This window comes from Acinetobacter legionensis, from assembly GCF_048551735.1.
Classification (GTDB): domain Bacteria; phylum Pseudomonadota; class Gammaproteobacteria; order Pseudomonadales; family Moraxellaceae; genus Acinetobacter.
In genome coordinates this window covers 18,247-30,502 of the sequence record NZ_JBIMBV010000024.1, presented here as the reverse complement: position 1 = coordinate 30,502, position 12,256 = coordinate 18,247, and the positions used below count along the sequence as shown (strand labels likewise).

The following is a 12,256-nucleotide window of genomic DNA, read 5'->3' as shown; positions in this document are numbered from 1 at the left end:
GAATTCGCAACACTGGTTACACACCCTAACAATTTCTCCATTATTGCGACATGATGTTTCCTGAGCAGTATTGGGTAAGTTTGATACAACCTGCGATGGACGCAAAAAATGGCTCAAAAATACTCTGTAAAAAACAAAAAAGTTAAAACAGTTGCACTTGCAATTGCTTTACCCAATCTAGCTTTTGCAGCAACTGAAGACACAACAGTACAACTTCCTACTATTCAAGCTCGTGCAGAACAAAATACTGCATATTTAGCAGCAAAAACATCTTCAACTAAACGTACAGAAAACATTTTAGATACCGCTAAAACTGTTCAGGTCATCACGGAAAAAGCACTCAAAGATCAAGGCTTACTTTCACTACAACAAGCCCTTGCAACAACTCCAGGCATTAGTTTTGGTGCTGGCGAAGGTGGTGGTGGTTATGGCGATAAAATCAACCTACGGGGTTATGATGCAACCTATAACACAACTGTAGATGGCTTACGTGATGCAGCATTAACCAACCGTTCTGATTTATTCAACTATGAAGCTGTTGAAATCATCAAAGGTGCGAATTCTGTTGAAAATGGTGTAGGACAAATCAGTGGGGGTGTCAATTTAGTCTCTAAAACACCTAAGAATCGTGACAGCAATGAAGTTACTTTAGGTTTTGGTTCAGATAGCTATAAACGCTTTACCGGTGATTTTAATAAAGTTGTAGATGAAGATTTAGCATTTCGTTTAAATATAATGGGGCATCAAAACACCTATGCGGGTCGTGATGAAGAAATGAAACGTTGGGGAATTGCGCCATCGGTTACTTTTGGAATCAGCGATACGACCAAGGCAACTTTATCTTACTTATATCAAAAAGATGAAAATGATCCACAGTACGGCGTTCCTTATTATAATGGCAAACCTGTCAAAGGGATTTCAGATAAAAATAACTATGGCTATAGCAACTTAGATCAACAAGATATTGAAAATCAGGTTGTCACATTTAAAGTAGAAAGCGAGATCAGTCCCAACGCAAAACTGAACTCCATTACTCGTTATAGTGATATTCAACAAAAAGCAACTGTTTCTGCACCACAAGGAACATTTTGTTTAGCAGATGGCACATCACCAACAGCACTGACCAATACCAACCAAACTGGATATAAAAATTGTAATGTAACTTCTGGTACAACCACGATTACTGTTCCAAAGGGTTCATATTATATTTCTGGTCCACGTGGTTATTATCGTGATACCCATAATAAGCAATTTGCCAATGACACCAACATCAATGTGCAATTCAAAACTGGGGTTATCGATCATGCTCTTGTTGCTGGGGTTGGCTTTAGCCGTGAAGACTATGAGATTACCACAGCTGGCTTTTTATATAATTCAAATGGTTCATCAGCAGGCAGTTCTATTACTAACCCGCTTTACATGGATGTGTACAATCCAGATAACTTTTGGTATGGTCCAACAAATTTCCGTAAAACAGCTGTTGCTGAAGGCTACTTAAATGTTTATTCAGCGTATTTGTTTGATACTTTAAAGTTTGGTGAACAATGGTTACTTAACCTTGGTGTGCGTAATGATTATACTGACGGTCAATATCGTTCAGATACTATTTCAACAACTAATGCAGCGGTAACTCGTGGTCAAAACTATAAACAGTCTGATAATTTAATTTCCTATAATGTAGGTTTGACATTTAAACCAACACCAGCAACTAGTCTTTATTTGTCTTATGCTAATGCTCAAAAGCCGGTACAAAATACTGCAAGTGGTGGCTGTTCTCAAACTATTACCAACAATGCAATCACAGCAAATTCTTGCAGTACAGACCCAGAAAATGCAGTTGCCTATGAAGTGGGGGCAAAGTGGCAAGTAAATCCTAACTTCTTAGTGTCTGCCGCAGTATTTCGTAATGAACAAGATAAAGTCCGTGTAACCAATGATATACCTGGACAACCAGATGCCAAATTAGATGGTAAAAACTATGTACAAGGTGTTGAACTTGGTTTAGCCGGTGAAATTACGCCAAAATGGAACATCACAGCTAGTGCTGCTTATATGGAAGGAGAATACGACCAAACTAAAGTCAATGGTTCACCGAATATTGACTTCCAAAAAGGTGACAAATTGGTCAATGTTCCTAAAGTTTCAGGCAGCTTATGGACAACGTATCAATTCAATGATCAGTGGCAAGCTGGCTATGGCTTAACCTATCAAGGTGAAATGTATTTAAGTACACGTTCAGCGACGAATAATCTTGTGCCACAGGTCAAGTCTGAAGATTATGTGATTCACAATGCTTCTGTAACGTACAGCTACAACAAAGATTTAAGTTTCCAATTATTGGGGCAAAACTTAAGCGATGAGAAGTACTACACCCATATCCGTAACAATGGTTGGGCAATGCCTGGTGAGGGTCGCAAAGGCGTATTCAACATCAACTATAAGTTCTAAGATTTAATCAATCTATGTTAAAATTCAGCGTCTGATTCATCAGGCGCTGTTTCTTTTTTGGGGAAGAAAATCATGATTTTACATATTCCAAATTTACTTAGTCTGGATGAACTAAATCATTGTCGTCAGACACTTTCTCAAGCAGAGTGGACAGATGGAAAAGTAACAACAGGCTATCAATCTGCACATTTAAAAAATAATTTACAACTGGCTCAAGATTCTCAACAAGCATTAGAACTTGGACAAATCATTCAAAATGCTGCCAACGCAAATCCTTTGTTCTTTAGTGCCGCACTTCCAAAAACATTTTTACCTCCGCTGTTTAATTGTTATCAACACGGTGGAAATTTTGGGATGCATGTTGATAATGCTATCCGTCGCCATCCTCAACTCAATCAGTACTTAAGGACAGATGTGTCTTGCACTGTTTTTCTCACCAATCCCGATGAATATGATGGCGGCGAACTGGTGATCGAAGATACTTTTGGTACACAAGAAGTAAAACTTCCAGCTGGCGATGCAATTGTCTATCCTTCTACCAGTTTACATCAGGTCAACCCAGTCACTGAAGGTGCACGTATTGCCTCGTTCTTTTGGGTACAAAGCTTTGTATCATCCGATGCGCAACGACGAATTCTCTTTGACTTAGATCAAAATATTCAAAAGCTGACCATCGAGCTATCTGCTACACATGAGCAAGTGATTAGTCTTACAGGGATCTATCACAACCTTCTACGTGAATGGAGTGATTTATAAGTTTTAGCTTGCAAGTCATTATTGTAATGAAAGTGTTTTGTATAAATTTGGACAATCAATAAATGAGTAAAAAAATCCAAGCACCACTCACTCAAATTCCAGCATATTTACAGACCATTGCGGATTACGAGAAACAAGCAGAACAGCATCTGCCTGAAAACACTTGGCACTATTTGCAAGGTGGGGCGATGGATGAGCAAAGTGTTCAAGAAAACTTACAACAATTTAAAAATATTCAACTGATTCCAAGACTGCTCAATGACTTAACTCAAGGCTCGACCGAATGTGAGATTTTAGGACAAAATTTTTCTCATCCAATTTTTCTTGCACCGATTGGACATCAACAATTGTTCCACCCTGACGGCGAAGCTGCGGCTGCACTAGCGGCCGAAGTTTTAGGAAGTAATATTGTACTGAGCACTTTCACCAATACCGATATGCGAAGTTTAAAACAAGAAAACCCTTTGAAATGGTTTCAATTGTATTGGCAAGGTGATCGTGAGAAATCATTGGCCTTAGTTCGACTCGCAGAACAACAAAATTTTAAAGCGCTTGTGATTACAGTAGATTCACCGCATACAGGGATTCGTGATCGTGAACGTCGGGTGAATTTCCAATTGCCAGAAGGCATGCAACACCCCCATACCCCCACCCACATTCCTCTACCCGAAATTTCTGAGCATCAACATCCAGTATTCAATGGCTTAATGCAAATTGCACCCAAATGGGCAGATATCGAATTTATAATTGCCCATAGCCATTTGCCTGTAATTTTAAAAGGTGTGCTACATCCACTCGATGCAAAAAAAGCAGTCGAAATCGGAGTAAAAGGCTTAATCGTTTCCAATCATGGTGGGCGGGTACTCAATACGAGTATTTCCCCACTGATCGCCTTAGCAAAAATTAAGGCCGTTGTTCCTCATGATTTTCCTTTGCTTTTGGATGGTGGAATCCGTCGTGGTACAGATATATTTAAAGCATTGGCATTAGGCGCATCTGCGGTGCTGATTGGCCGTCCTGCGATCTACGGGCTCTCTGTTGCTGGTGCTTTAGGTGTCGCCCATGTGATTAAAATTTTAAAGGAAGAATTTGAAATTACCATGGCATTAATGGGAACAGCTACCGTAAAAGAAATCAATCAAGAATATATTTTTCAAGATTAAGACATTCAAAGAAAATTTTTCTCTCAACTGATATTTTTTATGCAAATTAAGGAAATTATTTCCAAGATAATTGTTTTAGAATTAATCTCAAGTTAAACCATTTGTAAGTTATCAGTGTTTAGATTTATCTCGTGCTACCCACGTATAAGTTTATGAAAATTTATAAGTGTTTTCATCATAAAAACACTTGTAAATTGAACAGATAGACACAATCTATATTTGTAGTAAGTTGCCTTTACCCAAGAGACGAGCAACAACAACTACACAAGGAGTTCCCTCATGATGTTGGCTGATCCAAGTAAAAAATATCGTCGCATGTACCAACGTGTAGACTTGCCTGACCGTCAATGGCCAAATAACGAAATCAATAAAGCGCCAATTTGGATGAGTACCGACCTTCGTGATGGTAACCAAGCGATTTTCGAACCAATGAACATCGAACAAAAATTCAAAATGTTTGAAATGTTGGTCAAAATTGGCTTTAAACATATTGAAATTGGCTTTCCTTCAGCTTCACAAATTGATTTTGATTTCACCCGTAAGTTGATTGAAGAAGGTCATATTCCAGATGACGTTTATATCGAAGTCTTGGTGCAAGCCCGTGATCATTTAATTGCACGCACCTTTGAAGCCTTACAAGGTGCGAAACGCGCCATTGTGCATATCTATAACTCAAACTCACCCACTTTCCGTAAAAAAGTATTGAATGTTGATGTCAATGGTGCAAAGCAATTGGCAATGAATGCGGCAAGCAAAGTAAAAGAATATGCAACCAAACAGCCTGAAACTGAATTTATTTTCCAGTACAGCCCAGAATGTTTTACAGCAACAGAATTAGAGGTTGCTAAAGATATTTGTGATGCTGTGACTGAAATTTGGGAAGCATCGCCTGACAATAAAGTTATTTTAAATTTACCTGCAACTGTTGAGGTTTCAGGTCCGCATGTCTATGCCGACCAAATCGAATGGATGCATCGTAATTTGAAACGTCGTGATGGTGTGATTATTTCAGTGCATTGTCACAATGACCGTGGTTGTGGTATTGCAGCATCTGAGTTAGCGATCATGGCTGGTGCTGATCGTGTTGAAGGTTGTGTATTTGGGAATGGTGAACGTACTGGCAACGTTGACGTGGCTGCAATTGCATTAAACATGTACACACAAGGTGTGGCATGTGAGTTAGATTTCTCAAACATTAACGAGATTATTGCCACAATAGAAGAATGTACTGGTTTGCCTGTACATCCGCGTCATCCATATGCAGGTGATTTAGTCTTTACTGCATTCTCGGGTTCTCACCAAGATGCAATTAAAAAAGGCTTTGAGTTCCAAAAAGATGAAGAAATTTGGGATATGCCTTACTTACCAATCGACCCTAAAGATTTAGGTCGTGATTATGATGCGGTGATTCGTGTCAACTCACAGTCGGGTAAAGGCGGTATTGCTTACTTGCTAGAATCTAACTATAACGTGGTTTTACCTCGTCGCTTACAGATTGAATTCTCACAAATTGTTCAGCAAGTTGCAGATGAAGAAGGCGTTGAAGTTTCAGCTCAACAAATTTGGACCTTGTTTAAAGATACCTACGTTGCTGCAAAAGATGCACATTATTCAGCAAAAAACTATAGATTGTCAGATGAAAATGGTAGTCAAGTGATTGAACTTGATGTGGTCATCAATGGTGAAACTCAGCACTTACGTGGTGAAGGGAATGGTCCAATTTCTGCGATTTTAAATGCACTTCAATTACCAATTGATGTCTTAAACTACGAAGAACGCAGTATCAGTTCAGGCGCACATGCAAAAGCGTTGGCATTGATCGAACTTCAAGTCCAAGGCACAGGTAAATCTGCATTCGGCGCTGGTGTACATGATAATATCGTCACCTCTTCAATTGAAGCAATCATTGCCGCAACCAATCGTTTGATTGACCAAGGTGTTTTAAGTACTGAACAAGTCATCGCAGCTGCTGTATAAGCCATATCAGTTAAAAGACTTTAGAAAGGATGCCCCTAGTGGTATCCTTTCTTTCATTCATGGATATTAGCAAGTGACTTTCTCGAATAGCTTTATGCCTCTCAAAGATAAAAAATACGTGGAAATTTCATCCATGATTGTTTGAGATCAGACAGCTGTGAATGAGTAGCGAGTAAGTTCCGTAGTGATCATAAGATCGTTCTGTTGCAAAGCTTTGCATTTCATTTTCCAAAATGGAAAATAAGTTAAAGCCAGTGAAGTGAAGACATTCCATTTCGACTCACTATCGCTCTAGACATCATCACTCATTCTGAAAGTGAACTTTAATGATAAAACACTATTGTGAAAACCATGGAATATCATTAATTTATTAGCTATATAGATGTCTTAGATATCTCTAATATTCGTAATTTATCGACCTTCTAAAACTTTAAGGTGAACATTTCCAGTGTCTTTTCCAGCTGATTCAGTGGGGCTCGTTACTCCACAAAAGTTTGAATTTGAAGAACCGTTAGAGCTTGAGTGTGGTCGAGTATTGCCACGCTATGAAATCATGGTGGAAACCTATGGTGAGCTCAATGCAGATAAATCAAATGGAATTTTGATTTGCCATGCACTTTCAGGACATCATCATGCGGCTGGCTATCACCACGAAGACGATAAAAAAACAGGCTGGTGGGATGCATGTATTGGGCCAGGTAAAGCCATTGATACTTCGAAGTTTTTCGTGGTCGCACTCAACAATATTGGAGGTTGTAGTGGCTCAACGGGACCCACTTCACCTAACCCTGAAAATGAAAATCGCCCTTATGGTCCTGACTTTCCATTAGTGACAGTACGTGATTGGGTTAAAACCCAAGCCCTACTCTCTGACCGCTTAGGGATAGATGTTTGGTATTCAATCATTGGTGGTTCTTTAGGTGGCATGCAGGCTTTACAATGGTCTGTGGACTATCCTGACCGTTTACAAAAATGTGTCATCATTGCCAGTGCACCAAAGCTTTCCGCACAAAATATTGCATTTAACGAAGTGGCACGTCAGTCTATTTTGTCTGATCCAGATTTTCACAATGGCCGTTATTTAGAACTCGATAGTTATCCAAAACGTGGCTTAATTTTGGCACGTATGGTGGGTCATATTACCTATCTTTCTGAAGAAGCCATGAAACAAAAATTTGGTCGTGATTTAAAATCAGGCAAGTTTATGTATGGTTTCGATGTTGAGTTCCAAGTTGAAAGCTATCTGCGTTATCAAGGCGAACAATTCAGTCGAAACTTTGATGCCAATACTTATCTGATCATGACCAAAGCCTTGGATTATTTCGATCCATCACGTGAATATGAACAGTCACTCACTAAAGCCCTATCAAATACCAAATGTCGCTTTTTAGTAGTGTCATTTACAACAGACTGGCGTTTTAGCCCAGAACGCTCGCAAGAGATTGTCAACGCCTTGATTACCAATCAAAAACCTGTGAGTTATTTGGATATTGATGCTGAGCAGGGCCATGACTCATTCCTATTCCCTATCCCCTTGTACGTCAAATCCTTACGTGCATTTTTAGGTGGTATTGAACACCTTAATTCAACACCTAAGGAGGCTTTGTAATGCGTATTGACCAACAGCTTGCAGAAAAATGGATCAATGCTGGTGCAAGTGTGCTCGATTTAGGTTGTGGTGATGGCGAATTATTGTCACAAATGAGCAAAAAACAGCAAATTCATGCTTACGGGCTAGAAATCGATCAAGAAAAGATTGCAATTGCCGTCAGCAAAGGGTTAAATATTATACAACAAGACTTAAACCTCGGTTTGGGACGCTTTGCCGACCAGTCTTTTGACTATGTGGTTATGGCACAAGCTTTGCAAGCTGTAGATGCACCTGATGTGCTTCTGCGCGATATGGTGCGTGTGGGGAAACAAGCAATTATTACGTTTCCTAACTTTGCGTATTGGAAAACACGGTCTTTCCTTGCACTGAAAGGCAAGATGCCTGTTTCTGATGCCTTACCGTATATGTGGTACAATACACCTAATATCCACTTATGCACCTTTCGTGATTTTGAAGCATTATGTGCTGAAAATCAGATTCAAATTATTGATCGACTCGCTGTAAATGGGAACCAACAAGGTAGCTTTTTAAGTAAAGCCATACCAAATTTGTTCGGCGAAGTCGCTATTTATCGAGTGAGCGCTCTATGAAGAAATTATTATTAGGCAGTACGTTATTTTTTGGGCTAGTGAGTATTCAAGCCCATGCGGACTATGTACCGCAGCAACAACAATCTGTATCAGCAATGGCAGCACAATATGCACATATGAATGTGACAGATTTGCAAAAAGCAGCCAAAGCTGGTCAACCTGCTGCACAATTTTATTTAGCAACACATTTCCAGGCTGGTACTGGCGGTGTATCTAAAGACCTTAAACAAGCATTTACATGGTTTAAAGCTGCGGCTGACCAAGGTATTTCTGCGGCTCAGTTGAATGTTGGTCGTATGTATGCTGATGGTTTAGGCGTTTCTAAAAGCGAAACATCTGCGCGTCAATACTTTGAAAAAGCAGCAAGCCACGGCGATAACCGCGCAAGCTTTAATCTTGCGGTGATGGAAGAGCAAAAGAAAAACTACATGGGCGCTTATCAGTGGTATGAGCTTTCTACACGTGATGGTATGTTAGACAATAAAGTAATTAACATGTCGCAAACCAAAAAAACTGCTTTGGCTGCTAACTTAACTCAAGACCAAATTCGTACTGCAACACAACGTGCAGATCAATGGATTCAAGCTCAATAATTTGATTTTCATCGATCATAAAAGCACCTTCGGGTGCTTTTTTTACTGCTATCCATTTAAGTATTTCAACTGGGATTATTGACAATGCAAGACCTATTCAAACAATTAATTCAATATGAATGCGGGTTGCATCATCGTGATCGTCAAAACTTTCAAATACTTGATCAACGGTTACATCCAGATTTTAAAGAAATTACCAAATCAGGGTGGGTTGTGCATAAAGCCCAAATGATTGAAGCACTTTTAAACGATACAGATACCGACATCATTCAAGCACAGGATTTTCAAGTTCAGTCGTTATCTGATCATAGCGTTTTACTGACCTATCAAAGCCATCAAATCAATGTGGCAACTCAAGCTCAATACAATGTGGCTTTACGCAGTTCAATTTGGGTTATGAATGATCACGGTATATGGCAAATGATTTTCCACCAAGGCACCACTTGTGCATTTGAGAAGTAAATCGAGTTCTTCTATGTATGGAAAAATATGCAAAAGAAAAAATATTATGCTTCACGCAAACAAATAATTCCTTTGGCGATTTTTGCTGGAATTTTGGCCTGCCCCTTTTGGGCTGCGACCGTGCTTTTAATCTTGGAAATATTTGAATGGAAGAATGGCTTAAAAAGTCTCTTTTCGCTATTTCTTGTTACGCCATTGGGTCTCATTGCTTATTTTTTCAGTAATAAAGCTTTTCAGATATTTAGCAATCAACGTCCTATTTTAACCCTCTCCCAAGACATGATTAGAAGCATTGATTTTAAAGGTAGAGTGATCATTAAAAAACACATTAAAATACCAGAGATCTATGAAGTTGAGCTCAAAAATACCTTACTTGATCGACAATACTATTTACTTTTTATCATGAAAGATAACAGCAAACAGAAACTCAATGTTGGACTAGGTTTTATGAAAAATGAGGATGTTCTCGATTTAAAACAACAGTTAGACAAACGCATTAGCGCAAAAGCAAAACATATCCAGTAAAGCGTAAAGGACGAGAGAATTTAGCCGCATTTTATGACACAGATTAAGTTAAAATATCTCAATTTTAAATTTTGAGTCTGCATCATGTCATCAAAAGATTGGTTATCACAAGGAACACTGGTACTCGCAAGCAATAACAAAGGCAAAATTGCTGAATTTGAAAAATTGTTTGCTGAATTGGCTTTACCCGTTGAAGTGATTCCTCAAGGTCAACTGAATATCGAAGACGCGATTGAAGATGGCTTAAGCTTTATTGAAAATGCAATTATCAAAGCACGTCATGCGAGCCGTATTTCAGGTAAACCTGCGATTGCTGATGATTCTGGGATTTGCGTTCCCGTATTAGGTGGAGCACCTGGAATTTACTCTGCACGTTATGCAGGTGAACATGGCGATGATGCAGCCAATAATACAAAATTGCTGGAAAACCTTAAGCCTTTACGCCAAGACGATCAAGCGATTGAAGCAATGTTCGTGTGTGTATTGGCATTGGTTGAACATGCAGATGACCCTTTACCACAAATTTTCCAAGGGATCTGGCAAGGTGAAGTACTAGAGCAAGCTCGAGGTGAAAATGGCTTCGGTTATGACCCACTGTTCTGGTTACCCGAGCTAAATATTTCAAGCGCAGAAATGAGTAAAGCAGAAAAGAACAAAATTAGCCATCGTGGTCAGGCGATGCAATTGTTTAAAGCAAGCTTGAAATAAGCAGTTAAAACCAGCCGTTTAAAATCATACGATTTTGTTAGATTCCTCCTCGCCTTTGAGCAAAGGAGGAATATGATGGATATCGCTAAAACTTATCTAAAACGAAGCAAAATAAACCAATCAACCGATAAAACTATAAAAAATGAATCAACACACCATATAGGATGCATACCACACAACTGACTATCGTTCCCGAAGCAATATATTTTGCTGAAACCCCAGTGCCTTGATAGTGGGTTTCCAATGCGACAATATTGGCAGCTGGCGGTAAACAAAACAGTAAAAACATCACCCCAATATATTGATGGATCTGTGGAACAGGTAAAAAGAAATAAGCCAGACTGCACAATACAACACCACAAACTAACTTTAATATTGCGAGCTTAGTACTGGACAGTAAATCCTCGATATGGACTTTGGTTTTTCTTAACCACATCCCCAATACACACATACCAGTAAAACTCATACTCCATTTAGCCAGAGTATAAATCCAATTAATCCAATCATTTGTCTGAAACTGTTGCACATCAAAACAACGTAAAAGCCCTGCAATGATCAAGGCAATCACAGGTGGCGATTGCAGTACTTTTTTGATAAGCAATTGTTTGGATTGCGGGGCTGAACTTACCGAAGTCACAGCCCAAGAGTTTCCAAAAATTGAAACCCCGATATAGAGTGGTATCATCAGCATACTATTGTCTGGACCAAATATAGCCAAGGCAATCGGAAAGCCGAGCCATGCCATATTGGTATAGCTAAAACACAATGAAGCTAAACGATCTTTAGACAGCGTGAGATAAATAAAGAAAAGCGTAAAGCATGAGAAAAAAGCAAATAAAATTAAAGCAATACTGCCCGATTTATAAAATACCATATTGTAAATAATCACAATCGGGATAAATAAGCGAGCCAACAGCAAAGACATGAGTGATTTTAAGTTTACTGAAAATTTGCTATTTGCCAGTATCAGCCCACAGATAAATGATAAAACTGGAAATAACAAAGCCACAATACAACACCTTATTCTCAAATCATGAACATACTAGCATTTTCCAAATACAGATGATGTTTAACATATCAAAATAATTTATAAATATTGTCTGTCTTTAAATTGAAATATTAGTGTCACTTTTTTGTCATGGATAACTGTTGTTATAGCTGTTATTAAATAGGAGTTAAAACTATGGCTGGATTATCGATTTGGCATGTACTTATTTTTGCAATTGTTGTGATTCTACTATTTGGTACATCAAAGCTGAAAAACTTAGGTAAAGATGTTGGTGGTGCCGTCAAAGATTTTAAGAAATCAATTAAAGAAGAAGAGACAACAACTGCTTCACTGACTGAAACGCGTACCCTAGAACATCAAACAAGCAATACTGATGTGAACTCTACAGTAAAACACTAATCGGTGAGGCGTAG

The 12,256-nt window shown here is 38.8% G+C and carries 12 protein-coding genes; 11 read left to right on the top strand and 1 reads right to left on the bottom strand.

What is annotated here, in order from left to right; translation table 11 throughout:
* Positions 1 to 108: 108 nt before the first annotated feature.
* The 10 genes from ACG9ZL_RS18255 to rdgB all read left to right on the top strand — a co-directional run bounded on the left by ACG9ZL_RS18255 (position 109) and on the right by rdgB (position 10,834).
* Positions 109 to 2,448: a TonB-dependent receptor gene (locus ACG9ZL_RS18255; RefSeq protein WP_419361057.1), complete on the top strand. Its 2,340-nt coding sequence runs from the start codon at positions 109 to 111 to the stop codon at positions 2,446 to 2,448.
* Positions 2,449 to 2,520: 72 nt separating this feature from the next.
* Positions 2,521 to 3,204 carry a Fe2+-dependent dioxygenase gene (locus tag ACG9ZL_RS18250; RefSeq protein ID WP_004726525.1) on the top strand — a complete coding sequence of 228 codons (684 nt, stop codon included), beginning with the start codon at positions 2,521 to 2,523 and terminating at the stop codon, positions 3,202 to 3,204.
* Positions 3,205 to 3,266: 62 nt separating this feature from the next.
* On the top strand, positions 3,267 to 4,367 hold the full coding sequence (locus ACG9ZL_RS18245) for an alpha-hydroxy acid oxidase (protein ID WP_419361054.1): 1,101 nt from the start codon (positions 3,267 to 3,269) through the stop codon (positions 4,365 to 4,367).
* 279 nt (positions 4,368 to 4,646) lie between these two features.
* A complete protein-coding gene (leuA, locus tag ACG9ZL_RS18240) occupies positions 4,647 to 6,344 on the top strand; it encodes a 2-isopropylmalate synthase (RefSeq protein ID WP_336954557.1) in 1,698 nt (565 codons plus the stop codon).
* A gap of 448 nt (positions 6,345 to 6,792) precedes the next feature.
* Positions 6,793 to 7,953, top strand: coding sequence for a homoserine O-succinyltransferase MetX (metX, locus tag ACG9ZL_RS18235; RefSeq protein WP_004726519.1), 1,161 nt, complete (start codon positions 6,793 to 6,795; stop codon positions 7,951 to 7,953).
* A complete protein-coding gene (gene metW / locus ACG9ZL_RS18230; protein WP_004726517.1) occupies positions 7,953 to 8,546 on the top strand; it encodes a methionine biosynthesis protein MetW in 594 nt (197 codons plus the stop codon). The genes metX and metW overlap by 1 nt, the downstream gene beginning before the upstream one ends.
* Positions 8,543 to 9,139, top strand: a complete 597-nt coding sequence (locus tag ACG9ZL_RS18225) for a tetratricopeptide repeat protein (RefSeq protein ID WP_004726515.1) — start codon at positions 8,543 to 8,545, stop codon at positions 9,137 to 9,139. The genes metW and ACG9ZL_RS18225 overlap by 4 nt, the downstream gene beginning before the upstream one ends.
* A gap of 84 nt (positions 9,140 to 9,223) precedes the next feature.
* Entirely contained in the window at positions 9,224 to 9,601 is a 378-nt protein-coding gene (locus tag ACG9ZL_RS18220; RefSeq protein WP_105713372.1) for a nuclear transport factor 2 family protein, read from the top strand.
* A 27-nt stretch (positions 9,602 to 9,628) separates the two neighbouring features.
* The gene (locus ACG9ZL_RS18215) at positions 9,629 to 10,126 is read left to right on the top strand and encodes a hypothetical protein (protein WP_419361051.1); all 498 of its coding nucleotides are present in this window, start codon (positions 9,629 to 9,631) and stop codon (positions 10,124 to 10,126) included.
* Positions 10,127 to 10,210: 84 nt separating this feature from the next.
* A complete protein-coding gene (gene rdgB, locus ACG9ZL_RS18210; protein ID WP_336954553.1) occupies positions 10,211 to 10,834 on the top strand; it encodes an RdgB/HAM1 family non-canonical purine NTP pyrophosphatase in 624 nt (207 codons plus the stop codon).
* A 133-nt stretch (positions 10,835 to 10,967) separates the two neighbouring features.
* On the opposite strand, the gene ACG9ZL_RS18205 is transcribed toward rdgB, so the two are convergent.
* On the bottom strand, positions 10,968 to 11,843 hold the full coding sequence (locus ACG9ZL_RS18205; RefSeq protein WP_419361048.1) for an AEC family transporter: 876 nt from the start codon (positions 11,841 to 11,843) through the stop codon (positions 10,968 to 10,970).
* Between the two features lie 174 nt (positions 11,844 to 12,017).
* Here ACG9ZL_RS18205 and tatA point away from each other — a divergent pair, with 174 nt between their 5' ends.
* Positions 12,018 to 12,242, top strand: coding sequence for a Sec-independent protein translocase subunit TatA (tatA, locus tag ACG9ZL_RS18200; RefSeq protein WP_419361045.1), 225 nt, complete (start codon positions 12,018 to 12,020; stop codon positions 12,240 to 12,242).
* The last annotated feature ends 14 nt before the right edge of the window (positions 12,243 to 12,256 follow it).